This window comes from Streptomyces sp. NBC_00029, from assembly GCF_045160505.1.
GTDB lineage: Bacteria > Actinomycetota > Actinomycetes > Streptomycetales > Streptomycetaceae > Streptomyces.
The window spans coordinates 5,807,425-5,834,379 of record NZ_CP108292.1; the positions used below are offsets into that span (position 1 = coordinate 5,807,425).

Annotated in this window: 28 protein-coding genes; 16 read left to right on the forward strand and 12 right to left on the reverse strand. The window is 72.3% G+C overall.

The window, feature by feature from the left end; genetic code table 11:
* Positions 1–53: 53 nt before the first annotated feature.
* The 3 genes from OG753_RS27305 (at position 54) to OG753_RS27315 (ending at position 2,856) form a co-directional block, all read left to right on the forward strand.
* Positions 54–1,430, forward strand: coding sequence for a S1C family serine protease (locus OG753_RS27305; RefSeq protein WP_405790492.1), 1,377 nt, complete (start codon positions 54–56; stop codon positions 1,428–1,430).
* A 117-nt stretch (positions 1,431–1,547) separates the two neighbouring features.
* Positions 1,548–1,985: a sec-independent translocase gene (locus OG753_RS27310; protein WP_405790494.1), complete on the forward strand. Its 438-nt coding sequence runs from the start codon at positions 1,548–1,550 to the stop codon at positions 1,983–1,985.
* Positions 1,986–2,124: 139 nt separating this feature from the next.
* Positions 2,125–2,856 (forward strand): hypothetical protein, encoded by a 732-nt coding sequence (locus tag OG753_RS27315; RefSeq protein WP_327264301.1) that lies wholly within the window; start codon positions 2,125–2,127, stop codon positions 2,854–2,856.
* Between the two features lie 133 nt (positions 2,857–2,989).
* Here OG753_RS27315 and OG753_RS27320 read toward each other — a convergent pair whose 3' ends face one another.
* The 3 genes from OG753_RS27320 to OG753_RS27330 all read right to left on the reverse strand — a co-directional run bounded on the left by OG753_RS27320 (position 2,990) and on the right by OG753_RS27330 (position 6,146).
* Positions 2,990–4,105 (reverse strand): Mrp/NBP35 family ATP-binding protein, encoded by a 1,116-nt coding sequence (locus tag OG753_RS27320; protein ID WP_383201639.1) that lies wholly within the window; start codon positions 4,103–4,105, stop codon positions 2,990–2,992.
* Positions 4,106–4,192: 87 nt separating this feature from the next.
* Positions 4,193–4,789 (reverse strand): DUF1003 domain-containing protein, encoded by a 597-nt coding sequence (locus OG753_RS27325; RefSeq protein WP_327266922.1) that lies wholly within the window; start codon positions 4,787–4,789, stop codon positions 4,193–4,195.
* An 85-nt stretch (positions 4,790–4,874) separates the two neighbouring features.
* Positions 4,875–6,146 (reverse strand): magnesium transporter MgtE N-terminal domain-containing protein, encoded by a 1,272-nt coding sequence (locus tag OG753_RS27330; protein ID WP_327264303.1) that lies wholly within the window; start codon positions 6,144–6,146, stop codon positions 4,875–4,877.
* A gap of 187 nt (positions 6,147–6,333) precedes the next feature.
* On the opposite strand from OG753_RS27330, the gene OG753_RS27335 reads away from it, so the two are divergent.
* Positions 6,334–7,125 (forward strand): hypothetical protein, encoded by a 792-nt coding sequence (locus tag OG753_RS27335; RefSeq protein ID WP_327264304.1) that lies wholly within the window; start codon positions 6,334–6,336, stop codon positions 7,123–7,125.
* Between the two features lie 86 nt (positions 7,126–7,211).
* Here the strand turns inward: OG753_RS27335 and OG753_RS27340 are convergent, their stop codons facing one another.
* Positions 7,212–7,724: a hypothetical protein gene (locus OG753_RS27340; protein ID WP_327264305.1), complete on the reverse strand. Its 513-nt coding sequence runs from the start codon at positions 7,722–7,724 to the stop codon at positions 7,212–7,214.
* Between the two features lie 76 nt (positions 7,725–7,800).
* Positions 7,801–8,916: a magnesium and cobalt transport protein CorA gene (locus OG753_RS27345; protein ID WP_327264306.1), complete on the reverse strand. Its 1,116-nt coding sequence runs from the start codon at positions 8,914–8,916 to the stop codon at positions 7,801–7,803.
* 394 nt (positions 8,917–9,310) lie between these two features.
* Here OG753_RS27345 and OG753_RS27350 point away from each other — a divergent pair, with 394 nt between their 5' ends.
* The 4 genes from OG753_RS27350 (at position 9,311) to OG753_RS27365 (ending at position 12,210) form a co-directional block, all read left to right on the forward strand.
* Positions 9,311–9,895 carry a suppressor of fused domain protein gene (locus tag OG753_RS27350; protein WP_327264307.1) on the forward strand — a complete coding sequence of 195 codons (585 nt, stop codon included), beginning with the start codon at positions 9,311–9,313 and terminating at the stop codon, positions 9,893–9,895.
* 60 nt (positions 9,896–9,955) lie between these two features.
* Entirely contained in the window at positions 9,956–10,603 is a 648-nt protein-coding gene (locus tag OG753_RS27355) for a DUF6758 family protein (RefSeq protein WP_401272964.1), read from the forward strand.
* Positions 10,604–10,665: 62 nt separating this feature from the next.
* Positions 10,666–11,529, forward strand: a complete 864-nt coding sequence (locus OG753_RS27360; RefSeq protein ID WP_327264309.1) for a PHP domain-containing protein — start codon at positions 10,666–10,668, stop codon at positions 11,527–11,529.
* Between the two features lie 75 nt (positions 11,530–11,604).
* Positions 11,605–12,210, forward strand: a complete 606-nt coding sequence (locus tag OG753_RS27365; RefSeq protein WP_327264310.1) for a MarC family protein — start codon at positions 11,605–11,607, stop codon at positions 12,208–12,210.
* A gap of 84 nt (positions 12,211–12,294) precedes the next feature.
* On the opposite strand, the gene OG753_RS27370 is transcribed toward OG753_RS27365, so the two are convergent.
* The 3 genes from OG753_RS27370 to OG753_RS27380 all read right to left on the reverse strand — a co-directional run bounded on the left by OG753_RS27370 (position 12,295) and on the right by OG753_RS27380 (position 15,456).
* A complete protein-coding gene (locus OG753_RS27370) occupies positions 12,295–12,447 on the reverse strand; it encodes a hypothetical protein (protein WP_167745535.1) in 153 nt (50 codons plus the stop codon).
* Between the two features lie 97 nt (positions 12,448–12,544).
* Entirely contained in the window at positions 12,545–13,402 is an 858-nt protein-coding gene (locus OG753_RS27375; protein ID WP_327264311.1) for an alpha/beta hydrolase, read from the reverse strand.
* Positions 13,403–13,509: 107 nt separating this feature from the next.
* Positions 13,510–15,456, reverse strand: a complete 1,947-nt coding sequence (locus OG753_RS27380) for a DEAD/DEAH box helicase (RefSeq protein ID WP_405790497.1) — start codon at positions 15,454–15,456, stop codon at positions 13,510–13,512.
* A 471-nt stretch (positions 15,457–15,927) separates the two neighbouring features.
* Here OG753_RS27380 and OG753_RS27385 point away from each other — a divergent pair, with 471 nt between their 5' ends.
* Complete coding sequence (locus tag OG753_RS27385) at positions 15,928–16,686, forward strand: ferritin-like fold-containing protein (protein WP_327264313.1); 759 nt, start codon at positions 15,928–15,930, stop codon at positions 16,684–16,686.
* Between the two features lie 113 nt (positions 16,687–16,799).
* Here the strand turns inward: OG753_RS27385 and OG753_RS27390 are convergent, their stop codons facing one another.
* The 4 genes from OG753_RS27390 to OG753_RS27405 all read right to left on the reverse strand — a co-directional run bounded on the left by OG753_RS27390 (position 16,800) and on the right by OG753_RS27405 (position 18,595).
* On the reverse strand, positions 16,800–17,102 hold the full coding sequence (locus OG753_RS27390; RefSeq protein ID WP_327264314.1) for a hypothetical protein: 303 nt from the start codon (positions 17,100–17,102) through the stop codon (positions 16,800–16,802).
* Positions 17,103–17,211: 109 nt separating this feature from the next.
* A complete protein-coding gene (locus tag OG753_RS27395) occupies positions 17,212–17,439 on the reverse strand; it encodes a DUF3107 domain-containing protein (protein ID WP_326588154.1) in 228 nt (75 codons plus the stop codon).
* A gap of 129 nt (positions 17,440–17,568) precedes the next feature.
* Positions 17,569–18,207 carry a TetR/AcrR family transcriptional regulator gene (locus tag OG753_RS27400; RefSeq protein ID WP_202199848.1) on the reverse strand — a complete coding sequence of 213 codons (639 nt, stop codon included), beginning with the start codon at positions 18,205–18,207 and terminating at the stop codon, positions 17,569–17,571.
* A 172-nt stretch (positions 18,208–18,379) separates the two neighbouring features.
* Entirely contained in the window at positions 18,380–18,595 is a 216-nt protein-coding gene (locus OG753_RS27405; RefSeq protein WP_327264315.1) for a hypothetical protein, read from the reverse strand.
* Positions 18,596–18,728: 133 nt separating this feature from the next.
* Here OG753_RS27405 and OG753_RS27410 point away from each other — a divergent pair, with 133 nt between their 5' ends.
* From OG753_RS27410 to OG753_RS27440, 7 genes are all read left to right on the forward strand, one after another.
* Complete coding sequence (locus OG753_RS27410) at positions 18,729–19,724, forward strand: alpha/beta fold hydrolase (RefSeq protein ID WP_405790500.1); 996 nt, start codon at positions 18,729–18,731, stop codon at positions 19,722–19,724.
* A 5-nt stretch (positions 19,725–19,729) separates the two neighbouring features.
* Positions 19,730–21,142 (forward strand): DUF3152 domain-containing protein, encoded by a 1,413-nt coding sequence (locus OG753_RS27415; protein ID WP_405790502.1) that lies wholly within the window; start codon positions 19,730–19,732, stop codon positions 21,140–21,142.
* Positions 21,143–21,224: 82 nt separating this feature from the next.
* Positions 21,225–21,320 carry an Ms4533A family Cys-rich leader peptide gene (locus OG753_RS27420; RefSeq protein ID WP_323185344.1) on the forward strand — a complete coding sequence of 32 codons (96 nt, stop codon included), beginning with the start codon at positions 21,225–21,227 and terminating at the stop codon, positions 21,318–21,320.
* Between the two features lie 172 nt (positions 21,321–21,492).
* The gene (locus OG753_RS27425; protein ID WP_405790504.1) at positions 21,493–23,253 is read left to right on the forward strand and encodes an ABC transporter substrate-binding protein; all 1,761 of its coding nucleotides are present in this window, start codon (positions 21,493–21,495) and stop codon (positions 23,251–23,253) included.
* On the forward strand, positions 23,250–24,248 hold the full coding sequence (locus OG753_RS27430) for an ABC transporter permease (protein ID WP_405790506.1): 999 nt from the start codon (positions 23,250–23,252) through the stop codon (positions 24,246–24,248). Before OG753_RS27425 ends, OG753_RS27430 begins: the two co-directional genes overlap by 4 nt.
* Entirely contained in the window at positions 24,245–25,237 is a 993-nt protein-coding gene (locus OG753_RS27435; RefSeq protein WP_327264319.1) for an ABC transporter permease, read from the forward strand. The genes OG753_RS27430 and OG753_RS27435 overlap by 4 nt, the downstream gene beginning before the upstream one ends.
* Positions 25,234–26,901, forward strand: a complete 1,668-nt coding sequence (locus tag OG753_RS27440; RefSeq protein ID WP_327264320.1) for an ABC transporter ATP-binding protein — start codon at positions 25,234–25,236, stop codon at positions 26,899–26,901. Before OG753_RS27435 ends, OG753_RS27440 begins: the two co-directional genes overlap by 4 nt.
* Positions 26,902–26,955: the final 54 nt, after the last annotated feature.

Below are 26,955 nucleotides of genomic sequence, written 5' to 3' on the forward strand. Positions count from 1 at the left end.
GCGGGACCTGATTGAATCTGCGGCACATGCGCATAGGTACGCGGGGAGCGCCCATGGCCGACAGGCAGCAGACCGATCCGGCTCCGCAGTGGTGGAGCCGGCCCGAGGGGACGGCCGAGGACGGCCGCCGCGAGGGCGTTCCCGCGCCCCGGCCCGAAGCCGGGAGCGGGTCCGACGGCAGCGAGTCCGACGGCACTGGGTCCGACGGTGGCGTGACCTTCGGCGAGCCCTCCGGCGGGGGCGAGCCGGCGCAGCAGGCGGCCGATGCCCCCGCGGTGCGGTACGACCCCTGGGCCGCCGTGCCGCTGCAGGTCGTGGACCGGGGCCGGACGCCGCGCGGGATCAGGCTGTGGCAGGTGGTGGCCCTCAGCCTCGGAACGGCCCTGCTCGCGGGCGGGATCGGCGGCTACGCCGGCGTGCTCGCCGAACGGCGCAGCAACACCCGGCTGGAACTGCCCCAGGCAGCCGCCGCCGACAAGGGCCGGGCACCCGAGAGCGTGGCCGGCATCGCGGCCACCGCCCTGCCCGGGGTGGTGACCCTGCACGTGCGGGGCGCGAAGGGCAGCGGTACGGGCACCGGCTTCGTGCTCGACCAGCAGGGGCACATCCTGACCAACAACCACGTGGTGGCCGACTCCAAGGAGATAGCGGTCACCTTCAGCACCGGCGAGAGCGTCACCGCCGAGCTGGTCGGCCGCGACTCCGGCTACGACCTGGCCGTGGTCAAGGTCAGCGGGGTGCGCGGGCTCCAGCCGCTGAGCCTGGGCAACTCCGAGAACGTGAAGGTCGGTGATCCGGTGGTGGCCATCGGTGCGCCGTTCGACCTCTCCAACACCGTCACCGCCGGCATCATCAGCGCCACCGGCCGGCCCGTCACCGCGGGCGGCGACAAGGGCGACGGCAGCGACATCAGCTACGTCGACGCGCTGCAGACCGACGCCCCCATCAACCCGGGGAACTCCGGCGGCCCGCTCCTCGACGCCAAGGCCCACGTGGTCGGCATCAACAGCGCCATCCGCGGGGCCGACAAGGACGACCCCACCCGGCAGGGCGGCTCCATCGGGCTCGGCTTCGCCATCCCCATCAACCAGGGCAAGCGCGTCGCCGAGGAGCTCATCCGCACCGGCCGCGCCACGCACCCCGTCATCGGGGTCACGCTCGACATGGACTACACGGGCGACGGAGCCCGGGTCGGGGACAAGGGCGAGGACGGCAAGCCGTCCGTGGTCGCCGACGGACCGGGCGCGCGCGCCGGGATCAGGGCCGGAGACGTGATCACCAAGGTGGACGGACAGCGAGTGCGCGGCGGTGACGAGCTGATCATCAAGATCCGGGCCCATCGCCCCGGAGATCCGCTGACCCTCACGGTGCTGCGCGACGGCCGCGAAAGCACACTGAAAGTGGTCCTCGGATCGGCGAACGGCTCATGAGCGCGGCATGACGGCCGGGTGAAACCGCCGCGGAGGCGGTACGGAGGTATGGGCCCGCGGGCAACGACGGGTACCGTGTGTCGGGGCCCGAAGTGAGAGAGAGCCGAGGAGCGGCAAGTGTTCAACGACATAGGCGCACTCGAACTTGTCACGATCGTGGTGCTCGGCATTCTCATCTTCGGCCCGGAAAAGCTGCCCAAGGTCATTCAGGACGTCACCGGCTTCGTCCGGAAGATCCGTGAGTTCTCCGACAGTGCGAAGCACGACATCCGCTCCGAACTCGGCCCGGAATTCAAGGACTTCGAGTTCGAGGACCTGAATCCGAAGACCTTCATCCGCAAGCAGCTGACCGAGAACGAGGACCTCAAGGAGATCCGCGGCAGCTTCGACCTTCGCAAGGAGCTGAACGACGTCTCCGACGCCGTGAAGAGCTCGGCGTCCGACAGCGCCCCGGCCGCCGCCGCCACGCCCGCCGTGACCGGCCCCGACCTGCTGAAGAAGCCCGCCGCCCCCGCCCCGGAGCAGCACTCGCGCTTCGACGCCGACGCCACCTGACGCGCGGCCTGCCCGGCGATCCGCGGTCGGATGGCTATCCTCCATCTGTCCGGATCGCAGGACGCCCGAGGGAGGGGGTCCCCCCAGCGAAGCGAGGGGGAGGGCCGTTCCGGACCCCACGGAACGAGAGGCCGCCCAGATGGAGACGACGAGCAGCAGCCGGGCAGGGACGCAGACCGCGGAGGCCCTCGCCCCCGCAGGCGCACCCGGCCAGGAGCCGGATACCGGCCCGCACGGTGATACGCAGCCACAGGAGGCCCCTGCGCCCGTACCGGCGGCCCGCCGGACGGCCGAGGGGTTCCTGGCCGCGGACTTCCCCTGGTACGGCCTGGACGGGGCCTTCAGCGGCCCCCGCTGGCTCATGCAGGTCGGTACCGCCGCCGACGGCACCGTGGAGCACGGCTCCACCGGCCACGGCGACGAGCCCTCCGCCCGGGGTGAGATCGCCACCGGCGAGAAGGAGCGCTTCGCGGTGGTCATCACCGTGGCGAGCAACCCGCTGCGCCGCAGCGGAGACGGCACCGGAGTCCTGGAGGCCACCTCGGTCGCCTCGGCGGCCTGGCTGGCCGGCTCCGGACTGCTGGCCTACAGCTGGCCCGGCCAGATGGACCACACGCTGCGCGACGACTGGCTGGACCAGCAGACCGAGGCCGCGTGGGAGCTGGCGGACGACCTGGCCGGTGAGGACTGGTCCACGCTGTCGCTGCCCGTGGACGGGGAGCCGACGGCCTTCCACTACCGCGAGTCGGAGTTCGGCTGGGTGCTGGCCGGGTCCACCGGCAGCGGGGTCCACCTGGGTGCTTACGGCCGCGGGATGAGCGCGTACGGGCTCGGGTTCTCCGCGATCGCGGACCTCGGTTCGTACGAGTGAGGCCCGGCGGCCGTCGGGTGACCGGCGGCGGGTGACCGGGAGCCGGCGACCCGTCGCCGGTACGCGGAAGGGCGCCGCTCGGCGAGCGGCGCCCTTCCGCGTGGTATCCGGGGCCCGGATCAGAACTTCCGGATCAGAACTTGTTGCGCGGGGTGATCCCCAGGGACATGCCCGACAGTCCGCGCGCGCGGCCGCCCAGCTTGCCCGCGATCGCGCGCAGGGCCGCGCCGGCCGGGGAGTCCGGGTCGGACAGCACGACGGGCTTGCCGTCGTCGCCGCCTTCGCGCAGCCGGACGTCGATCGGGATCGAGCCCAGCACCGGCACGGACGCGCCGACCGTCTTGGTCAGGCCGTCGGCGACCTTCTGGCCACCGCCCGAGCCGAAGACGTCGACCATCTCGTCGCAGTGCGGGCACGGCAGGCCCGACATGTTCTCGACCACGCCGACGATCTTCTGGTGGGTCTGCACGGCAATGGAGCCGGCCCGCTCCGCGACCTCGGCCGCGGCCTGCTGCGGGGTGGTGACGACCAGGATCTCCGCGTTCGGCACCAGCTGGGCCACGGAGATCGCGATGTCACCGGTGCCCGGCGGCAGGTCCAGCAGCAGGACGTCCAGGTCGCCCCAGAACACGTCGGCGAGGAACTGCTGGAGGGCGCGGTGCAGCATCGGCCCGCGCCACACCACCGGCGCGTTGCCCGGGGTGAACATGCCGATGGAGATGACCTTCACGCCGTGCGCGGACGGCGGCATGATCATGTTCTCGACCTGGGTCGGACGCCCGTCCACACCCAGCATGCGCGGCACGCTGTGGCCGTAGATGTCCGCGTCGACCACGCCGACCTTCAGGCCGTCCGCCGCCATCGCCGCGGCCAGGTTCACCGTGACGGACGACTTGCCGACACCGCCCTTGCCGGACGCGACCGCGTACACGCGGGTCAGCGAGCCCGGCTTGGCGAAGGGCACCTCGCGCTCGGCGGTGCCGCCGCGCAGCGTGGCCGCCAGGTCCTTGCGCTGCTCGTCGCTCATCACGTCGAGGGTGACGGCGACGGAGGTGACGCCCGCGACCTTCTCGACGGCCTCGGTGACGTTCTTCGTGATGGTCTCGCGCATGGGACAGCCCGACACCGTGAGGTAGACCGTGACGGCGACCTCGCCGCCCTCACCGATCTCCACCGATTTGACCATGCCGAGCTCGGTGATCGGCCGGTGGATCTCGGGGTCGTTCACCGTCGCCAGCGCGTCCAGGATCGCGTCCTGCTCAGGCACGGCGGCGGAGCTTGTGTCGGTAGCCATGCACCGATGGTACGGCTCGGTAGCAGGCCGCAGGAAAGCCCGTCAGCGGTCGCCTTCATCACGTTCCGCGGGGAATAGACGCCGCTCGTCCATCTCCTTGATCAGGTCCTGGAACTCGGACCTGATCCAGTCGCGCGTGGCGACCTCGCCCAGACCCATCCGCAGGGCGGCGATTTCCCGGGTCAGGTACTCCGTGTCGGCGATGGACCGCTCGTTCTGCTTGCGGTCCTGCTCGTGCGTGACCCGGTCGCGGTCGTCCTGGCGGTTCTGCGCGAGCAGGATCAGCGGAGCCGCGTAGGAGGCCTGGAGCGACAGCATCAGCGTCAGGAAGATGAAGGGGTACTTGTCGAACCGCAGGTTGTCGGGCGCGAAGACGTTCCACAGCACCCAGACGACGACGACCAGGGTCATCCAGACGATGAACCGGCCGGTGCCCAGGAAGCGCGCCACCCGCTCCGACAGCCGTCCGAAGGCCTCCGGGTCGTACTCGGGCAGCAGCGACCGCCGCGGCGCGCGCGGCAGGTCCAGGCGCACCCGCGAGCGCGTCAGCGCGCTCGACCCGGTGCCCGACGACTTCGCCGCGCGCTCGCCGGAACGTTCCGCCGCGTCCGCCGCCAATCCGTGTTCGCGCGCCTGCATCCGCGCCTGCTCGCGCCGCTCCCGGATCTGCTCCCGGCGCCGCTCGCGCGCCTGCTCGCCCCGTCCCCGGTCGAAGCGTCCTCGCTCAGCGGCCACCGATGGCCTCCTCGGAATGGAAGTCCGTCTCCCGCCAGTCGTCCGGCAGCAGGTGGTCCAGCACGTCGTCCACCGTCACCGCGCCCAGCAGTGAACCGCTCTCGTCGACCACCGGCACCGCCACCATGTTGTAGGCGGCGAGGTGCGTGGTCACAGCGGGCAGCGAGGCGTTCGGCCGCAGCGGCGGCAGGTCCGTGTCCACGATCGAGCTGACCAGCGTGAACGGCGGATCCCGCAGCAGCCGCTGGAAGTGCACCGTGCCCAGGTACTTGCCCGTCGGCGTCTCGTCCGGCGGCCGGCACACGTACACCTGCGCCGCCAGCGCCGGCGACAGGTCCGCCTGCCGTACGCGGGCCAGCGCGTCCGCTACCGTCGCGTCCGGCCGCAGCACGATCGGCTCGGTGGTCATCAGACCGCCGGCGGTGTTCTCCTCGTAGGACAGCAGGCGGCGCACATCGGCCGCGTCGTCCGGCTGCATCAGGGTCAGCAGCCGCTCCTTGTCGTCCTCCGGCAGCTCGGACAGCAGGTCGGCCGCGTCGTCCGGGTCCATCGCCTCCAGGACGTCGGCGGCGCGCTCCTCCTTCAGCTTGCCGAGGATCTCCACCTGCTCGTCCTCGGGCAGCTCCTCCAGCACGTCCGCGAGCCGGTCGTCGTCGAGGGCGTTGGCCACCTCGGCGCGCCGTTTCGGCGTCAGGTGGTGCAGCACGTTCGCCACGTCGGCCGGGCGCATCTGCTCGAAGGTGGCGACCAGGTTCTCGGCGCCCTGGCCGTGCTCCTCCAGCGAGAAGCCCGTCACCGCCGACCACTCCACGGTCAGGGCCTCACCGCGTCGGCGCAGCGCCCCCGACTTGCCCTTCCGTACGAAAATCCGGTCGATCTCCCAGTCCCGGCGGGCCGGCAGCTGCTGGATGGCCACGTCCAGGACGGTGACCTCCTCGCCGCTCGAGACCAGGGTCACCCGCCGGTCCAGCAGCTCGCCCAGGACCAGGCGTTCGGTCGGGCGCTGCTCGAACCGCCGCATGTTGACGACACCGGTGGTGATGACCTGCCCGGACTCCACACCGGTGACCCGGGTCATCGGCAGGAAGATCCGCCGCCGGCTGACGACCTCGACCACCAGGCCCAGCAGCCGCGGCGGGCGGCCGCCGACCCGGAGCATCGCCACGAGGTCGCGGACCCGGCCGACCTGGTCGCCGTTGGGATCGAACACGGGCACACCCGACAGATGCGAGACGAAGATCCGCGGGGCGCCTGCAGCCATCCGAGCGCCTCCTAGTGCGTCGATCAAGAGTCGTGCCGCCCCTCAGGCTAGCCCGTGCCGCAGGAAAGCGTCCTGGTGGGGCGGTCCGCCCGGGGGCCCGTGAACACCGGGGCGCGGTCGCGGGGCGCGACGTACGGACGGGTACGCTGCCTGCTGCTCGCAGACGACCGACGAGAGGCCCCCGCCCGTGACCGCCTACTTCCCTGCCGCGCGGCTGCGCCGGGCCGCGTTCATCGGTGTGCTGTGCGCGGGCCTCGCCGTCACCGGTACGGGCTGCGGGGACGACCCCGACGAGGGCACGAACGGCGTCGGCAAGCTCACCGCGGACAAGATCGAGGCGAAGGCGAAGGCCGCCGCGACCGAGGCCGACTCGGTGCACCTGTCCGGCACGCTGGTGAGCGGCGGCAAGTCCTTCACGCTCGACATGCGGCTGAAGGCCGACGGCGGCTCCGGCGAGGTGAAGTCGAAGGACGACACCTTCCAGCTGCTGCGCGTGGGGGAGCAGCTGTACCTGAAGGCGAGCGCGGCGTTCTGGGGCCAGTCCGACTCGGCCGGCAAGCTCGGCGACAAGTACGTGAAGGTGCCCGAGGGCGACCCCTCCTACAAGCAGTTCCGCGGCTTCACCGACATGGACGTCCTGCTGGACGGGCTCCTCGGCCTGGAGGGCAAGCTCGCCAAGGGCTCGTACACCAAGGTCGGGCACACCCGTGCGGTCCAGGTCACGGCGAACGAGGGCAAGGGCGGCAAGCTCTCGGTCTCGCTGGAGGGGACCCCGTACCCGTTGATGATGGAGCGGGCGGGCGGCGCCGGCCGGGTGGAACTCGCCGAGTGGGGCAAGACGTTCCCGCTGGAGGCGCCCGCGCAGGACCAGACCGTCGACTACGGGTCCCAGCTGCCGACGACCAAGGACCAGAGCGGCGAGCCGGCCCCGGCCCCCTCCAAGGGCTCCGGCCAGGGCTCGAACCCCACGAAGCCGTAGGGCTGCGATCGGCGGATCAGCGGGTGTCGTGCCGATCACTCCGGCTCGCGGGTTCCGGCGCCGCCAAGACGCCCTGACGACAGGACCTAGCGGGCGGCCTTCTTGCGCTTGAGCAGCAGCTTCGGCAGGCCTGCCGGAACGGCCCGGCGGGTCGTCGCCGGAGACGGCAGCGGCACCGCGGCCAGCGAGCCGTCCGGCAGCTGTGCCCGGACCGACTCCGGCTCCAGCCGCAGCAGCCGGCACTCGCGCGCCCATCGCTCGGTCATGTCCCCCGAGTCGGGCGCGTTCAGCCGCTTGCCCTTGAGCTCGGCGACGGCCGCGGCCCACTCCTCGCCGCGCGGCGGGAGCTCCCGTACCGTCGCCGTCCAGGCCACGAGCCGGCCGCCCTTGTCCTTGCTCCGCACGGTCACCTCGGCGCTCGCCCCGTCCGCCAGGCCCGGGAACGGCTGCTCGCCGGGCCCGTCGCCCAGCACATGGGCCGCGCCGTCCACCCAGGCGTGCCACAGGGCGCGGTCGGCCCCGCCGCCGCGCACCCAGATCAGGCCGGACTTCTTGGTGGCCTCCTCGACGAGGGCCAGGTCGAGCGTGCTGAGAGTCATGCCGACAGGGTAGGGGGTCGCTCCCCGCGCGCGAGCGGGCGTCCCGGCCCCCGGGACACCCCGCCGTCGGCCCCGCTCAGAGCCAGCCGTGGCGGCGCAGCGCCCGGTGGATGGTGAAGCAGGCACCGAAGATCGTGGCCATCACCATGGGGTAGCCGTACTCCCACCGGAGCTCGGGCATGTGGTCGAAGTTCATCCCGTACACGCCGCAGATCATCGTCGGCACGGCGATGATGGCCGCCCAGGAGGTGATCTTGCGCATGTCCTCGTTCTGGGCGACCGTCGCCTGCGCGAGGTTGGCCTGGAGGATCGAGTTCAGCAGTTCGTCGAAGCCCACCACCTGCTCGTGCACCCGCGCCAGGTGGTCGGCCACGTCCCGGAAGTACTTCTGGATGTCCGGGTCCACCAGCCGCATCGGCCGCTCGCTCAGCAGCTCCATCGGACGCAGCAGCGGCGAGACCGCCCGCTTGAACTCCAGCACCTCGCGCTTGAGCTGGTAGATCCGGCCCGCGTCGCCGCCGCGCGCACTGCCTTTGGCGGGGGCCGCGAAGACCTCGCTCTCCACCTCGTCGATGTCGTCCTGCACCGCCGCCGCCACCGCGATGTAGCCGTCGACGACGTGGTCGGCGAGGGAGTGCAGGACCGCCGAGGGGCCCTTGGCGAGGAGGTCCGGGTCGTCCTGGAGGCGGTGGCGCAGCCCCTTGAGGGAGCCCTGTCCGCCGTGCCGGACGGTGATGACGAAGTCGGGGCCGGTGAAGCACATCACCTCGCCGGTCTCCACCACCTCGCTGGTGGCGGTCAGTTCGGCGTGGTCGACGTAGTGGATCGTCTTGAAGACGGTGAAGAGGGTGTCGTCGTAGCGCTCCAGCTTCGGCCGCTGGTGCGCGTGCACCGCGTCCTCCACGGCCAGTGGGTGCAGCCCGAAGGTGGCGGCGATCCCCGCGAACTCGGCCTCCGTGGGCTCGTGCAGGCCGATCCAGGCGAACCCGCCGTCCTCGCGGACCCGGCGGATCGCCTCACGGGGCGTCAGACACGCCGGACCCAGCATTCGCCTCCCGTCCCGGTACACGGCGCAGTCGACCACCGCGCTGCTCGCCGACGGGTCGCGGGTCGTGTCGTATCCGGGCTGTACGGGGGTGGCCCTGCGCAGGGACGGGCGTACGGCCGCACGCAGGTAGGGCAGCATCGACATGGCAGGCTCCTTCGCGCGCACGGCCGCGGACCGTACGGGTGGGAGACCCTCCACCGCGGGCGGGCGGGCAGGCCCGGGCAGGGGGGAGGGAACAGGACGGGAGGACAACGTTCTGCCGTCGCTCTTCTACTGATCGGCGGATCAGGTGATCGAGCAGATCAAAGGGGGCGGGATGCGCCCGTCACAGAAGTGGAAGAGCGATTGGTACTGCACGATCGACTTCGGTCCACCGCAGCCCCACCTCCTCCGGCCGGTCCCCCGTGAGGGACGTCCTGTTGCCGGGGCGCTGAGACACCGCTTCTGCGTGCGGCCCCGAACAGCTGTCAACACTATCAGCCGACGGATGGTCAAGACCCGCCCTTTACCCGGCTGATACGAGTTCTATGCTCGCTCCATGGCAGAAATTCTGGCCCTCGTGGAGGCCCGGCTGCGGACGGCGTTCGGTGAACCCGACGCGCGCGCCGCCGTCACCTTCCTGGGCACCGACCGCATCGAGGTACTCCGTTTCGCCGAGGGCGACCTCGTGCGGTACGCGACCCTCGGGATGTCCGCGCACCCGATGACCGATCCGACCGCCGTGGTCGCCGACCCCGTACGGGGCCCGCGCGCGGAGCTGGTGCTGACCGTACGAGGAGGGCTGGCGGCCACCGACAAACTCCTGCGGCCGCTCGCGGTGCTGGCGGCGTCCCCCCAGGTCGAGGGGCTGATCGTGGCTCCCGGGGCCTCGCTGGACGTGGGCGCGCCGCTCTGGGACGGGGCCCCCTTCAGCTCCGTCCTCGTGGCGGAACCGGGCGGTCTGGTCGAGGACCTGGAGCTGGACGAGCCCATGGATCCGGTCCAGTTCCTCCCCCTGCTGCCGATGACGGCGAACGAGGCGGCCTGGAAGCGCGTGCACGGAGCGGGCGCCCTCCAGGAGCGCTGGCTCGCGCGCGGAACGGACCTGCGGGACCCTTTGCGCAGTGCTGTCGCACTGGACTGACAGCCCGGACGGGTGAGCGTGCCTTGACTGGCGGCCGGGCGGGGAGGAGCGTGGCTTCCTATGAGGGGTGAACCAAGTTGCCCGAAGTGCGGTGGCCGGGTCAGGGCGCCCGGACTCTTCTCCGACTCCTGGCAGTGCGCGCTGCACGGCGCTGTCCACCCCCTGCAACCCGTGATCCCGCCGAGCGTCGAGGGCCTGAGCGTGGTGGCGCACCGGGCGCGGGTGCCGGTGTGGATGCCGTGGCCGCTGCCGGTGGGGTGGCTGTTCACGGGGGCCGCGTCCGCCGGTGACGACCGCAGCGGCGGCCGGGCGACCGCGGTGGCCTGTTCGGGCCCCGGCCCGCTGGGCGGCATCGGGGAGTTGCTCCTGATCGCGGAGGAACTGGGCGTCGGCCTGGGCGCGCGGTACGCGGGCATCGACGGCCTCGACCCCGGCTCCTCCATCAACGTGTCGGCGCCGCCGCACGCCAAGGTGGTCGCGGCCGGCCGGCCGACACCGCTGTGGCACGTGGGCGGCGGCCCGGACGACCGGGCCGTCTTCGCCGGAGAGGCGCGGGGCCTGTGGCTCTGGGCGATCGTCTGGCCGGAGCAGTCCGGCCTCCTGATGTACGACGAGCTCGTCCTCACCGACCTGCGCGACGCGGGGGCCGAGGTCGAGCTCCTTCCGTGCGGGGCCCTGAGCCCCCGTATCCTGGGCGGCCCTGCCTGAGCGGGCCCTGAGCCCGGTTATCCTGGACCGTCACCCGTTCGTACGACCCATGGAGCCAGGCTGTGCGCATCGACCTGCACGCCCACTCCTCGGCCTCCGACGGTACGGACACCCCCGCCGAGCTGATGCGCAATGCCGCGGGCGCCGGCCTGGACGTGGTGGCGCTGACCGATCACGACACCGTGCGCGGCCACGGCGAGGCCGTCTCGGCCCTTCCCGCCGGACTGACCCTCGTGACCGGCGCCGAACTGTCCTGCCGCCTCGGCGGGATCGGCGTGCACATGCTCGCGTACCTCTTCGACGCCGAGGAGCCCGAGTTCGCCCGTGAGCGCGAGCTCGTCCGCGACGACCGCGTCCCGCGCGCCCGCGCCATGGTCGGCAAGCTCCAGGACCTGGGCGTCGGCGTCACCTGGGAGCAGGTGGCCCGGATCGCCGGCGACGGCTCGGTCGGGCGGCCGCACATCGCCACCGCCCTCGTCGAGCTGGGCGTCGTCCCCACCGTCTCGGACGCCTTCACGCCCGACTGGCTCGCCGACGGCGGCCGCGCGTACGCCGAGAAGCACGAGCTCGACCCCTTCGAGGCCGTACGCCTGGTCAAGGCGGCGGGCGGGGTCACCGTCCTCGCGCACCCCGCCGCCGTCAAGCGCGGCCAGTGCGTCTCCGAGTCCGCGATAGCCGAACTGGCCTCCGCCGGCCTGGACGGCATCGAGGTGGACCACATGGACCACGACGCCGTCACCCGCACGCGGCTGCGCGGCCTGGCCGCGGGCCTCGGCCTGCTGACCACCGGGTCCAGCGACTACCACGGCAGCCGCAAGACCTGCCGGCTCGGTGAGTACACGACCGACCCCGAGATCTACGGCGAGATCACGCGCCGCGCGACCGGGGCCTTCCCGGTGCCGGGCGCGGGCGGACGCGAGCGCTGACGGCCGGATCCGGCCCGCTCCACCCGTCCCACCTTCTTCTCTTCGCGACACCCCTCTCTCCTGCAAGGCATCACTGTGTTTGATTTCGCCGTCTTCGGATCCCTTTTTCTCACGCTTTTTGTGATTATGGACCCTCCGGGGATCACGCCGATCTTCCTCGGTCTGACCTCCGGCCGCCCCGTCAAGGTGCAGCGCCGCATGGCCTGGCAGGCCGTCTGCGTGGCCTTCGGCGTCATCGCGGTCTTCGGCATCTGCGGCCAGCAGATCCTGGACTACCTGCACGTCTCCGTTCCGGCGCTGATGATCGCCGGTGGTCTGCTGCTCCTGCTCATCGCGCTGGACCTGCTCACCGGCAAGAACGACGAGCCGAAGCAGACCAAGGACGTGAACGTCGCCCTGGTCCCGCTGGGCATGCCGCTGCTGGCCGGTCCCGGTGCGATCGTCTCCGTCATCCTGGCCGTGCAGAAGGCGGACGGCGCCGCCGGGCAGGTCTCGGTCTGGGCCGCGATCGTGGCCATGCACGTCGTGCTGTGGATCACCATGCGCTACTCGCTGGTGATCATCCGGGTCATCAAGGACGGCGGCGTCGTCCTCGTCACCCGGCTCGCCGGCATGATGCTCTCGGCGATCGCCGTCCAGCAGATCATCAACGGCGTGCTCCAGGTCGTCCAGGGCGCCTGACACCCAGCCGCGCCGGCGCGACCGCGCACACGAACGCCCCCGCACCGATCTCGGTGCGGGGGCGTGAACGTTTGGTGCGATGCGTCAGCAGGACGCACTCTCGGCCGGTCGGATCAGAATGCGCTGGCCGACGGCTGCGGCCTGCTGCACGATCCGGTTGACGGAGGCCGCGTCGACGACGGTGCTGTCCACGGCGGACCCGTCGACGTCGTCCAGGCGCAGAATCTCGAAGCGCATGGGGCTTCTCCCTTCGTCAGTGTTTCTCCTTGCACTGGGTCAACGAAGTGTAGGCCGCAATCATTCCCTACGCTAAGGAAATTTTTTCACTGTCTAACTACACACGTTCGCAGGAGCCCCAGAACGAGGCCAGCTCTCGCGCCGTCGTTCCCGGATCCTCGGCGTTCGGGGAGTGATCCGTCCCCGGCACGATCACCCGCCGCGCACCCAGGCGCCGGGCCGTCCCGTCCAGCAGCGGCACCGGCCAGGCCTGGTCCACGGCCCCCGAAAGGACCAGCTTCGGCAGGTCCACGCGGCTCAGCTCCGCCACCCGGTCCGGCTCACAGATCAGCGTCCGGCCGGTGACGATCAGCTGCTCGGGGACGGTGGCCAGCCACCGCTCCCGCAGGAAGTGCGCGAGCTCGGGGGAGTCCGCGGCCGCGTCCTCGGGATCGTGGGCGCGCATCGCCGCCCAGATCCCGGGCATGTCGTCGCCCATCGCCTCCAGCGCGGCCACCAGCAGCTTCGTCCGGGCCTGCTGCTCCTCGGAGATCGCGGCGGGCCCGCTGCTCATCAGGGTGAGCGAGGCGAAGGGCGAGGCGTCGCGCAGCACGGCGGCGCGCGAGATCAGCCCGCCGAGCGAGTGGCCGACGAGGTGCACGCGGTTCCCGCCCAGCGCCCGGACCTGCGCGAGGACGTCCTGCGCCAGCTCCTCCAGGGCGTACGGGGCCTCCTCGCGCGGGCCCGGGGTCTCGTACTGGCCGCGGCCGTCCACGGCGACGACCCGGTACCCGGCGGCGGCCAGCGGCTCCAGGAGGCCGATGAAGTCCTCCTTGCTCCCCGTGAAGCCGGGAACCAGCAGGGCGGTGCCACGGACGGGCTCACCGGCTTCGTGCACGGCGAAGGGGCCGCGGTCGGTGGCGAGGAGGTACGCGCGGGCGGCGGAGGGCAGGGTGAGGCGCGGCGGCTTGCTCATGGCCCGAGGTTACCGGCCCGTACGCGGCCGGCGCGGCCCGGGCAGACCGATGGCCCCGGCCCCCTCGGAAGGGGATCGGGGCCATCGGCCGCGGTACTGCGTGAGGCCTACGCCTCGGGCGCGGCCGCGACCTTGCGGGTGCGGGTCCGCTTCGGCTTGACCGGGGCCTCCTCGGCCACGGCGACGGCCTCGGTGGCGACCGGGGCGGCCTCCGCGACCTTGCGGGTGCGGGTGCGCTTCGGCTTGACCGGAGCCTCTTCGGCCACGGCGACGGCCTCGGTGGCGACCGGGGCGGCCTCCGCGACCTTGCGGGTGCGGGTGCGCTTCGGCTTGACCGGAGCCTCCTCGACGACCGCGACGGCCTCGGCGACCGGGGTCACCGCGACGACCGGGGCCGGCGCGACGGCCGGGGCCGGCGCGGCCTTGCGGGGGCGACGGGTCGCCCGCACGGGCTCGACCAGCGGCGGCATCTGGAAGTCCGGCTCCGGGGCGGTCTCCACGACCTTGCGGGTACGGACGCGCTTCGGCCGGACCGGAGCCTCCTCGACGACCGGGGTCACCGGGGCGGCCACGGGGGCCGGAGCCTCGACGACCGGCGCGGCCACGGGGGCCTGGACCGGCACGACGGCCGCACGGGTGCGGCGGCGGCGCGGACGGCGCGTCTCCTCGGCGGCCGGGGCAGCGGGGGCCTCGGGAGCCTGGACCGGGGTCACCGCGGCGGTGGCCTCGGCGCCCTCGGCGAGCTCCGAACCGCCCCGCGTACGGCGGCGCTGGCGCGGCGTACGGGTACGGGCGGGACGCTCCTCGGTCACCACGGCTGCGGCCGCCGGACCGGAGCGGCCGCCACGGCCACCGCGGCCGCCGGTCTCGCCCAGGTCCTCGAGGTTCTCGGCCTTCAGGCCGGCCCGCGTGCGTTCGGCGCGCGGCAGGATGCCCTTGGTGCCGGCCGGGATGTTCAGCTGCTCGAACAGGTGCGGCGACGTGGAGTACGTCTCGACCGGGTCGTGGAAGTCCAGCTCCAGCGCCTTGTTGATCAGCTGCCAGCGAGGGATGTCGTCCCAGTCGACCAGGGTGACGGCGATGCCCTTGTTGCCCGCGCGGCCGGTGCGGCCCACGCGGTGCAGGAAGGTCTTCTCGTCCTCCGGCGTCTGGTAATTGATGACGTGGGTCACACCCTCGACATCGATACCGCGCGCGGCGACGTCGGTGCACACCAGCACGTCGACCTTGCCGTTGCGGAACGCGCGCAGGGCCTGCTCGCGCGCGCCCTGGCCCAGGTCGCCGTGGACGGCGCCCGAGGCGAAGCCGCGCTTCTCCAGCTGCTCGGCGATGTCGGCCGCCGTGCGCTTGGTGCGGCAGAAGATCATGGCGAGGCCACGGCCCTCCGCCTGCAGGATGCGGGAGACGAGCTCCGGCTTGTCCATGTTGTGCGCACGGAAGACGTGCTGCGCGATGTTGGCGACGGTCGCGCCCTCGCCGTCCTCGGAGACGGCGCGGATGTGGGTCGGCTGCGTCATGTACCGGCGGGCCAGGCCGATGACCGCACCCGGCATGGTCGCCGAGAACAGCATCGTCTGACGCTTCGCGGGCAGGTAGGCCATGATCTTCTCGACGTCGGGCAGGAAGCCCAGGTCGAGCATCTCGTCGGCCTCGTCCAGGACGAGCGCCTTGACCTGCGAGAGGTCGAGCTTCTTCTGGCCGGCCAGGTCGAGCAGGCGGCCCGGGGTGCCGACGATCACGTCGACGCCCTTCTTGAGCGCCTCGACCTGGGGCTCGTACGCGCGACCGCCGTATATGGCGAGGACGCGGACGTTGCGGACCTTGCCCGCGGTCAGGAGGTCGTTGGTGACCTGGGTGCACAGCTCGCGGGTCGGAACCACCACGAGGGCCTGCGGGGCGTCGGTCAGCTGCGCGGGGGTGGCGCGGCCGGCCTCGACGTCCGCCGGGACGACGACCCGCTCCAGCAGGGGAAGGCCGAAACCGAGCGTCTTGCCGGTACCGGTCTTGGCCTGGCCGATGACGTCCGTGCCGGAAAGGGCGACGGGGAGGGTCATCTCCTGGATCGGGAAGGGGGACACAATGCCGACGGCCTCGAGGGCTTCGGCCGTCTCGGGAAAGATCCCGAGGTCTCGGAACGTAGTCAGGGTGCTGCCTCTTCTGTGAGACGCGGCGCGAGGCGGCGAGGGGGGTCGTACCGTGCCGTGCTTGCAGTACTGCTACGTACGAAGCTGCGCGGGACCACTAGCCTTCGCTCAAGCGCATCTGCCGCTGAGGGGGCCCCTCGTGGGAGGCGGTACGCATGAACGTACGCACCGCACCGAGGGCGGTCGGTTGGAGCCGATCGGGCCACCGACCGGGCATCCTCATTCTGATGGCCCGCCGAGTATTCGGCAGGCGCATTACCACTGTACCTCGGAATCGCGCAGCTGTGTCGGGTGAATTCACCGGGTAGGTGCGTTTAGCTGGACAGGCAAGGATCCGGCGTGGTGACTTGGAGGGCCATTCGGCGGGCTATTGTGCGGAGCATGTCGACCGTAGAAAACGCCTCGCCCGCCGACGACAGCGCCCCCGCCGCAGCGGTGGGTATCGCCTCCCAGGACTGGGCCGCCGCCTCTGCCTCGCCGCAGTACCGCGCCGCCGTCGTGGACCTGCTCGGCGCGCTCGCGTACGGAGAGCTCGCGGCCTTCGAGCGCCTCGCGGAGGACGCGAAGCTCGCGCCCACCCTGGACGACAAGGCCGAGCTCGCCGCGATGGCCTCCGCCGAGTTCCACCACTTCGAGCGGCTGCGGGACCGGCTCGCGGCGATCGAGGTCGAGCCCACCGCCGCCATGGAGCCCTTCGCGAAGGGCGTCGACGACTTCCACCGCCAGACCGCTCCGTCGGACTGGCTGGAGGGCCTGGTCAAGGCCTACGTCGGCGACTCCATCGCCAGTGACTTCTACCGTGAGGTCGCCTCCCACCTGGACAACGACACCCGGGCGCTCGTGCTCGGCGTGCTCGACGACACCGGCCACGGCAACTTCGCCGTGGAGAAGGTGCGCGCCGCGATCGAGGCGGACCCGCGCTGCGGCGGCCGGCTCGCGCTGTGGGCCCGCCGGCTGATGGGCGAGGCCCTCTCGCAGGCCCAGCGCGTGGTCGCCGAGCGTGACGCGCTCTCGACCATGCTGGTCGGCGGCGTCGACGGGATGGCGGCCGGCTTCGACCTGGCGGCCGTCGGCGAGATGTTCACCCGGATCACCAAGGCGCACACCAAGCGCATGGCGGCCCTCGGCCTCGCGGCCTGACCCGGACCGCTTCCGTACGTCGGCCCCGGCGCGCCGTGTGCGCGCCGGGGCCGACGTATGTGGTTCAGGGGCTTGCGAGCCCTGCAGCGGCCTGCAGGGGGCGCAGTCAGGGGTCACCCCCGCGACGGGAGCGAAAACGGAGTCCTGTGGGACGGCCTGCGGGGCCCTGCGGCCGGACGGAGCAGCAAGGACAGGACCACCGCCGACACCAGCAGGCCGCCGATGAGGGTCGCGGTCAGGGTGTTGTGCCCGGGGCCGAGCGCGAAGTGCGTGAGATACGCCCCGAACAGCGCCCCCAGCACCCCGCTGACCAGCACCACTCTGCGGGAAGGCAACCGGCGTGCGAGCACTCGGGCGGCTGTCGCGGACAGGGCGAGGCCCAGGAGCGCGGAGCCGAGCACTTCCAACAGCAGCATGTGGTCTCTCCCATACGTCAGGGCAAACCGGGTCACTGCGGTCCTACCCGAAGCGGAAGAAACAGAAACGGCCCGGTGGGATCAACCACCGGGCCGTTCAGCACAGTTCTCAGAGCGCGCCGAAGCCCACCTTGCGCACGCTCGGCTCGCCCAGGTCGACATACGACAGGCGGTCGGACGGCACCAGGACCTTGCGGCCCTTGTTGTCGGTGAGGCTCAGCAGCGGCGCGGTGCCGGACAGCGCGGCGGTGACGATGCGCTCCAGCTCCTCGGCGCTCAGGTCGCTCTCCAGCACGATCTCCCGGGGTGCGTGCTGCACGCCGATCTTGACCTCCACGGCTATGTCCCTCCGACGATCCGGTTCGCGCGATCAGCCGCGCCGTACGCGGTCCACATTAGCCCGGTGAGGGGACGCGGACCGCGCAGAGCGGACACGCTCGCAGCGAACACGGGCCGTAACGGCCCCTCAGGCCTCCGTGCCGTGCAGCGGGAAGCCCGCGATACCGCGCCAGGCCAGCGAGGTCAGCAGGCCGACCGCAGTCTCGCGGGCGACCGGGCTCTCGCTGGAGAGCCAGTAGCGGGCCACGACCTGCGAGACCCCGCCCAGGCCCACGGCCAGCAGCATCGACTCGTCCTTGGACAGGCCGGTGTCCTCGGCGATCACGTCGGAGATGGCCTCGGCGCACTGGAGCGAGACGCGGTCGACGCGCTCGCGCACCGCCGGCTCGTTCGTGAGGTCCGACTCGAAGACCAGCCGGAAGGCGCCGCCCTCCTCCTCCACGTACGCGAAGTAGGCGTCCATCGTGGCCGCCACGCGCAGCTTGTTGTCGGTCGTCGACGCGAGGGCGGTGCGCACGGCGAGCAGCAGGGCCTCGCAGTGCTGGTCCAGCAGCGCCAGGTAAAGGTCCAGCTTGCCGGGGAAGTGCTGGTAGAGCACCGGCTTGCTCACGCCGGCCCGCTCGGCGATGTCGTCCATCGCCGCAGCGTGGTACCCCTGCGCGACGAAGACTTCCTGGGCCGCGCCCAGCAGCTGGTTGCGCCGGGCTCGGCGCGGCAGTCGCGTGCCCCGCGGACGCGCTGCCTCGGTCTGCTCGATGGCTGTCACGCCGCCTCCCACTTTCTCTAAGAACACAGTGCGCTCTGCGCCGCGCCGCCATCGTACTTTTCGGTAACCGAATCTGGAGGGTTCAAGCCGACTTTTCTCGCGGTACGGACGGCCCGGAGGCGCTGGTCAGCGGTTTGATCAGCGGTTTGACCGGCGGTCGGCCGGCTGCGGGTCAGCGGTAGTCGTCCTCGTCCAGCGGGACCACCCGCGCCTGCTCGACGGCATCGCCGTCCGTGGCCTCGCCCGCCGTGCGATCGGTGATCGGGTCGTCCTCGTCCGGCCGGAGATCGGCCAGCTGCTCCGCCACATCCGCCTCGGGCGCCTCAGGATCGAGGGATTCCGGAAACTGCTCCCGGAAGGTGTCCGGCTCCGCAGGGTCGACAGTCATGCCGCTCCCCTCGCTTCCTTGTGCTCACTTACGAGCCTAGGAGGATCGCGGATGCACCGCTATAGGGATCCGGCCCGTGTCTGTGACGGCGAACACAAGAGGAGGAGCGTGATCGTCTCGTAACATTGCCCGCATGTCTTCGACCGAGCTGCCTGGCGTACGCTCCACCGCCGAGCCGTCCTCCCAGGTGGGAGCCGTTCGGCTGGCCGAAGGGGAGCAGCTGCGCACCGTCGCGCTGCCCGGGCTGGAGCTGGCCGTCCGGGACCGCCCACCCCTGCGCACGGGCCTTGCGCCCGCGCTTTTCGTGCACGGACTCGGCGGTTCCTCCCAGAACTGGTCGGCCCTCATGGAGCAGCTGGCCGGCACCGTCGACGGCGAGGCCCTGGACCTGCCGGGCTTCGGCTGGTCCCCGCCGCCCGCCGACCGAAACTACTCCGTCACCGCCTTCGCACGCGCCGTCATCCGGCACCTCGACGCCGCGGGCCGCGGCCCGGTCCACCTCTTCGGGAACTCCCTCGGCGGCGCCGTCTCCACCCGCGTCGCGGCCGTCCGGCCCGACCTCGTACGCACCCTGACCCTGGTCTCGCCCGCCCTGCCCGAACTGCGCGTGCAGAGGTCGGCCGTGCCGACCGCGCTGCTCGCCGTGCCCGGGGTGGCCGCACTCTTCAGCCGGATGACGCAGGGGCTCAGCGCCGAGCAGCGCACCCGGGGGGTGACGGCCCTCTGCTACGGAGACCCCTCCCGGGTGACGCCCGAGGGATTCCGCAACGCCGTCGAGGAGATGGAGCGGCGGATGGCCCTGCCGTACTTCTGGGACGCGATGACCCGGTCCTCGCGCGGCATCGTCGATGCCTATACCCTCGGCGGCCAGCACGGACTGTGGCGGCAGGCGCAGCGGGTTCTCGCACCCTCCCTCCTGGTCTACGGTGGCCGGGACCAATTGGTCTCGTACCGCTTGGCGCACAAGGCGGCCTCGGCGTACCGGGGTTCGCGGCTGCTGTGTCTGCCCGAGGCCGGACACGTGGCGATGATGGAGTACCCCGAGGTGGTTGCCGCCGCCTTCCGGGAGCTGTTGAGCGACACCGGGACGGGCGAGAGTGACCGATATACCGAAGACGGCAGAGGCTGAGGACCGTGGGACGACATAGTCGCAAGGCCTCCGCTCCGGCGCCCGCTCCGGCCCCCGCGCGGCCGCAGCCGGAGCCCGAGCCGCTGCCGTACGAGGAACCGCCCGCCGCCTACTGGCCCGAACCGACCGTCACCCACGACGGGTACGCGTCGGCACAGGACCGGTCCTTCGCCGACGCGCGGACCGGGGGGCACCCCCAGCAGTACGAGTCCGGCGGCGCCTGGGGGACCGGCCCCGACGCCGTGTACGGGGACTGGCACGGGGTGCGGCGCCCCTACGGCGCCAACGCCGGCGGGCCGCCCGCCGACTTCCTGGACTCCGGCACCCCGGCCTACGGCACCCCCGCGGTGGGGTTCCCGCAGGTCGGCCCGACACCGCCGTACGCCTCCGGCCCCGTGCCGGCGGCCGGCCCCGACCCCGTCACGTCCACCGGGTCCCACCGCCGCGTGCCCGGGCCGCGCAGGCCCGTCGATCCCGTCGGTCCAGTAGGTCCCGTCCTTCCCGAAGGACCGGCCGGGCCGGACGGTCCCTCGGGGTCCGCCGGCGCCGACGAGGAGGCGCCCGGCTCCAGCCGCGGCTCGAAGGTCCGTACGTACACCGGCATGGCCGCCGCGGCCGTCACCACCGTCCTCGCCGTGGTCGTCGCGGGCCAGGTCATCACCGAGGGCGACGGCGCCCGGATCGGCGCGCAGCCCGCCTCCGGCGACAGCCGTACCGGCGAGGCCGCCTCCCGCTCGGACGACCGTCCGACGCCGCCGCAGGCCGCCGTGCCGGCCGGGCCCGCGGCGCCGTCCGCCGTCGCGCCCCCGCCGGAGCTGACGTACGAGCAGAAGATGGCGGAGCAGCTGCCGATCGACGCGAAGCTCGCCGGTCCCGGGACCTTCGACACCGTGCCCGGTGTGGCCAAGGCCCCCGGCAAGGGCAAGCTGGTGCGCTACCGGGTCGACACCGAGCAGGGCCTGGGCCTGGACCCGCAGCTCTTCGCCGAGGCCGTCCACCGCACCCTCAACGACCCGCGCAGCTGGGCCCACGGGGGTGCCATGACCTTCGAGCGGGTACCGGGCGGCGAGGCCGATTTCGTGATCACCCTGGCCAGTCCCGGGACCACCGGGGTCTGGTGCGCCAAGTCCGACCTGGACACCACCGTCGACAACGTCTCCTGCGACTCCGCCTCGACCGAGCGCGTGATGATCAACGCGTTCCGGTGGGCGCAGGGCTCCGCGACGTACGGACCGGACCAGATGTTCGCCTACCGGCAGATGCTCATCAACCACGAGGTCGGCCACCGGCTCGGACACGGGCACGTGAACTGCCGCACGCCGGGCGCGCTCGCGCCGATCATGCAGCAGCAGACCAAGTCCCTCGACATCAACGGAGTCCAGTGCAAGGCCAACCCGTGGGTGCACCCCGGTAGTTGACCAGCGCGGCCGGGTCCCCGCCCGCCGGCCGGGCGGGGACCCGCGTTGACAATCCGTCCGATCATCGGCAATCGTTCTCCGCATGTCGCACCACCACACCATGACCGCGAGCGCCGCCATTGAGCTGGCGCTGCTTGGTGTGACCGCGCACAGCGTGGCCGACATCCTCTGTCGCTGAGCCTGCCCGCAAGCGCCGCGACCCTTTTCGAGTTCCTTCGCCGCGCCCGGGTGTACGTACGCCCGCAGGCGCGGCTTTCTCATGCTCCGGTGCCGGATCCGGCACCGTCGTCGACCGCTGCCCCTCGCGTGGCCCTTCCGCCCTTCCTTCACGCCGAGAGGTCAACACACCCATGTCTTCCGCCGGACCTGCCCGTCATCTCACAGCGCGCCGCGTGGCCGCCGTCACCGTCAGCCTCGTCCTGGCCGGGGGCGCCGCGGCCTGCGGGCCCAAGGACGGTGCGGACAAGGCCGGTTCGGGCGCCAAGCCGGGCGCCGCCGGGGGTGCGCCGCAGAAGGGCGGCACCCTGAGCGTCCTCAACTCCGAGCCGCAGAGCGACTTCGACCCGGCCCGGCTCTACACCTCGGGCGGCGGAAACGTTCCCTCGCTGGTCTTCCGCACCCTGACCACCCGCAACCGCGAGGACGGCCCGGCCGGCACCAAGGTCGTGCCCGACCTGGCCACCGACACCGGAAAGCCCAACGCCGACGCCACCGAGTGGACGTACACGCTCAAGGACGGGCTGAAGTACGAGGACGGCTCCCCGATCACCACCGCCGACATCAAGTACGGCATCGAACGGTCCTTCGCCGCCGAGCTGTCGGGCGGAGCCCCGTACCTGCGGGACTGGCTGGTCGGCGGGGAGAGCTACGAGGGCCCCTACAAGGACGGCGGCAAGGGCCTCGACTCGATCCTCGTACCCGACGCGAAGACGATCGTCTTCAAACTCCGCAAGCCCGAGGGCGAATTCCCCTTCGTCGCCACGCAGACGCAGTTCGCACCCGTCCCCAGGGCCAAGGACACCGGGGTCACGTACGAGGAACACCCCGTCTCCTCCGGCCCGTACAAGGTCGTCAAGAACGACAACGACGGCGAGCACCTCACCCTGGAGCGCAACGAGCACTGGGACGAGAAGACCGACGAGGAGCGCAAGGCCTACCCGGACAGGATCGACGTCCGCTCCGGCCTGGACGCGGCCGTCATCAACCAGAGACTGACCACCAGCTCCGGTCCCGACGCCGCCGCCGTCACCACCGACACCAACCTCGGCCCGGCCGAGCTCGCCCGGATCGGGGACTCCGCCGACAAGAACGAGCTCGCCGGACGCGTCGGCACCGGCCACTTCGGCTACGTCAACTATCTGGCCTTCAACCCGAAGGTGGCCCCCTTCGACAACCCGAAGGTGCGCCAGGCCATCTCCTACGCCATCAACCGCACCAGCGTCGTCAACGCCGCCGGAGGATCCGCGCTGGCCGAACCGGCCACCACCTTCCTGCCCGAGCGCGAGGCCTTCGGCTTCACCCCCTACGACCACTTCCCGGCGGGGAAGACCGGCGACCCGGCCAAGGCCAAGCAGCTGCTGGCGGAGGCGGGCTTCCCCGACGGCGTCACCGTCACCCTGACCCACTCCACCGCGCAGAACCGCCAGACCAGCCCCGAGGTCGCCACCGCCGTGCAGCAGGCGCTCGCCGCCGCCGGGATCACCGTCAAGCTGGAGGGCCTGGAGAACAACGCCTTCAACGAGAAGCGCTGGGACGTCAAGAACACCCCCGGCTTCTTCCTCTCCCGCTGGGGCGCCGACTGGCCCTCCGGCGCCCCCTTCCTCGCGCCGATCTTCGACGGCCGGCAGATCGTGACCAGCGGCTCCAACTACAACCACGCGCAGCTCAACGACCCGGCCGTGAACGCCGAGATCGACGAGATCGCCAAGCTGACCGACCTCGCGGCCGCCGGCAAGCGCTGGGGAGCACTCGACAAGAAGATCGGCGAGCAGGCCCTGGCCGTGCCGCTCTTCCACCCGGTCTACAAGCGACTCGTCGGCAAGGACGTCAAGAACGTCGTCATCAGCGACTGGACCGGCGTCCTCGACGTCTCGCAGGTCTCCGTCAAGTGAGCGTCGCCCTGAAGCAGCCGGCACCCGACCTGCCGGTGCCCGCGTCCGGGGCGATCGCCCCGGGCGCGGGCACCGCGCGCCAGGTCTGGCGGCGCGTGCGCCGCCGGCCGGCGGCCCTCGTGGCCGCCGGGGTGCTCGCCCTGCTCGTCCTCCTCGCCCTCGCCGCGCCGCTGCTCGCGCAGCTCACCGGCCAGGACCCGAACACCTACCACGACGACCTCGTCGACTCCGCGCGCGGCGGGGTCCCGCTCGGCTCCTTCGGCGGGATCTCCGCCGACCACTGGCTCGGCGTGGAACCGGGCACCGGCCGCGACCTGCTGACCCGGCTCCTTCACGGCGCCCGCATCTCGCTGCTCGTCGCCCTCGGGGCCGTCGTCGTCCAGACGCTCGTCGGCGTGGGCGTCGGACTCGCCGCCGCGCTCGGCGGCCGCCTCGCGGGCCAGCTCATCGGCCGGTTCACCGACGTGATGATCGCGCTGCCGATGCTGGTGATCGGTATCGCCCTCACCGCGGTCGTCCCGCCCGACTTCCCGCGGCCGCTGCTGCTGATCCTCGTCATCGGACTGCTCGACTGGGGCGGCACCGCCCGGATGGTGCGCGCCCAGGCCCTCGCCCTGCGCGGCCTCGACTTCGTCGACGCCGCCCGCCTCTCGGGCAGGGGACCGGTGGCCGTCGCCCGCCGCGAGCTGCTGCCCTCGCTGGCCGCGCCCGTCATCACCTACGCCGCGATCAAGGTGCCCACCGCCATCGTCGCCGAGGCCTCGCTGTCCTTCCTCGGCGTCGGCGTGAAGCCGCCCACGCCCTCCTGGGGGCAGATGCTCGCCGGCGCACAGACCTGGTTCCGCGCCGACCCGGCCTACGTCCTGCTCCCCGCCGGGCTGCTGTTCGTCACCGTGCTCGCCTTCACCGTGCTCGGCGACGCCGTCCGCACGGCCCTCGACCCGCGCGAAGGCTCCCGCCTGCGGGTCGGCACCGACAAGGAGCGCAGGGCGTGACCCTCTTCGTGCTCAAACGGACCGGCGGCGCACTCCTCGTGCTGCTCACCCTGTCCGTCATCGTCTACGCCCTCTTCTACCTCGCCCCCGGCGACCCCGCCCGCCTCGCCTGCGGGGAGCGCTGCAACCCGGCGCAGATCGCCCAGGTCCGCGAACAGCTCGGGCTGAACGATTCCGCCCCCACCCAGTACCTGCACTTCCTCCAGGGGCTGCTGGCAGGCCGCGACCACTCCGGCGGAGCCGGGCTCGTCCTGCACTGCGACGCGCCCTGCCTGGGATTCTCGTACCAGAACGACCAGCAGGTCACCGAGCTCATCCTGGACCGACTGCCCGCCACCCTGTCGCTGGCGCTGGGCGCGCTGGTGATCTGGCTGGTCGTCGGCGTCGGCACCGGGCTGCTGTCCGCGCTGCGCCGCGGCGGCATCACCGAACGGGCGCTGACCGTCCTCACGCTCGCCGGGACCGGCACCCCCGTCTTCATCCTGGGGCTGCTGCTGCTCATGACCGTCTGCGCCCACCTCCAGTGGCTGCCCTTCCCGACGTACGTGCCGCTGAGCGAGGACCCCGAGCAGTGGGCCTGGAACCTGCTCCTGCCGTGGGTCACCCTCGGCTTCTTCGAGAGCGCCAAGTACGCCCGTCTCACCCGCAGTTCGACCCTGGAGACGCTCGCCGAGGACCACATCCGCACCTTCCGCGCCTACGGGGTGGGGGAGCGGGCCGTCGTCACCCGGCACGCGGTGCGCGGCGCCGTGGCCCCCGTGATCGCGCTCAGCGCCGTGGACTTCGGCACGATGATCGGCGGCGCCGTGCTGACGGAGTCGCTGTTCGGGATCCCCGGCCTCGGCAAGACCCTCATCGACGGGGTGCGCGTCGTGGACCTGCCGGTCGTGGTGGGCGTCGTCCTCACGATCGGCACGGCCGTGGTCCTCGCGGGCGCGATCGCCGACCTGCTGTACGCCGCCGCGGACCGAAGGGTGACCCTCGCATGACGCACTCGCTGGTGGAGGTCACCGACCTCGTCGTCGAATTCCCGGTCGGCGGGGCGGGGGAGCACGTACGGGCCGTGGACGGGGTCTCCTTCACCCTGGAGGCCGGCCGGGCCCTGGGCATCGTGGGCGAGTCCGGCAGCGGCAAGTCCACCGTGGCCACCGCCCTGCTCGGACTGCACCGCGGTACGGGCGCCCGCCTCGGCGGAACCGTCCGGGTGGGCGGCACCGACGTGGCCACCGCGTCGGCGGCCGAACTGCGCCGGCTGCGCGGCGGGACCGCCGCCATGGTCTTCCAGGACCCGCTGAGCGCCCTGGACCCGTACTACGCCATCGGCGACCAGATCGCCGAGGTCCACCGGATCCACGCGGACGTCTCCCGGCGGGCCGCCCGGGCCCGGGCCGTCGAGGTGCTCGACCGGGTGGGCATCCCGGACGCGGTACGCCGCTCCCGCGCCAGGCCGCACGAGTTCAGCGGCGGCATGCGGCAACGGGCCCTCATCGCGATGGCGCTGGCCTGCGAGCCGCGGCTGCTGATCGCCGACGAGCCGACCACCGCACTGGACGTCACCGTCCAGGCCCAGATCCTCGACCTGCTGCACGGGCTGCGCGAGGAGCGCGGGCTCGGGCTGCTGCTGGTCACCCATGACGTGGGGGTGGCGGCGGAGAGCGTGGACGAGGTGCTGGTCATGCGGGGTGGCGGCGCCGTCGAGCGGGGGGCGGTGGCTTCCGTCCTGGCCGCACCGGTGGAGGCGTACACGCGGGCCCTGCTGGCGGCGGTGCCGAGGCTGGACGGGCCGCGCCGTTCCCGGGGATCCGCCCCGGACCCCGAGCCTCGAACGCCGACGGGGCCGGAGGTGCCGCCGGCCGGGGAAGGGGCGCCCGTTGTCGAGGCCTTCGCGTTGCGACGGGAGTTCGGGCGGGGGCGGCGCAGGGTCACAGCCGTCGCCGGGGTGTCCCTCGCCGTGCACGCCGGGGAGACGCTGGGGATCGTCGGCGAGAGCGGCTCCGGCAAGAGCACGCTCGGGAGGATGCTCGTCGGCCTCCTGGAGCCCGGCTCCGGGCAGCTGCGCCGCGACGGCGCCGAGGTCACCGGCGTCGCGAGCGGTGTGCAAATGGTGTTCCAGGACCCCGTGTCCTCCCTCAACCCGCGCCGCTCCATCGGCGAGTCCATCGCCGACCCGTTGCGCGCCGCCGGGGAACGGAACGAGGCGGCCGTACGGGCCCGGGTGGAGGAGCTGCTGCTGCGCGTCGGGCTGGAGGCCGAGCACTACGACCGCTACCCGCACGAGTTCAGCGGCGGCCAGCGCCAGCGGGTGGGCATCGCACGGGCGCTGGCGCCGCGGCCCCGGCTGATCGTCTGCGACGAGCCGGTCTCCGCCCTCGACGTGACCACCCAGGCGCAGGTCACCGCCCTGCTCGCGGAGCTCCAGCGGGAGCTCGGCATCGCCCTGGTCTTCATCGCGCACGACCTGGCGGTGGTCCGGCAGGTCAGCGACCGGGTGGCCGTCATGCGGGCCGGCGAGATCGTCGAGGAGGGCCCGGTCGACCAGGTCTACGACCGCCCGGCCCACGCCTACACCCGGCAGCTGCTGGCCGCCGTGCCGGCCCTGGATCCCGGGCGGGCCGCCGATCGCCGCAGGACGCGGCAGGAGGTCTTCGCGTAGCCGGGCTTCCGGTGGGCCCGCTGCGGTCCGGCCCCGTTCCGAGGCTGTACTTCT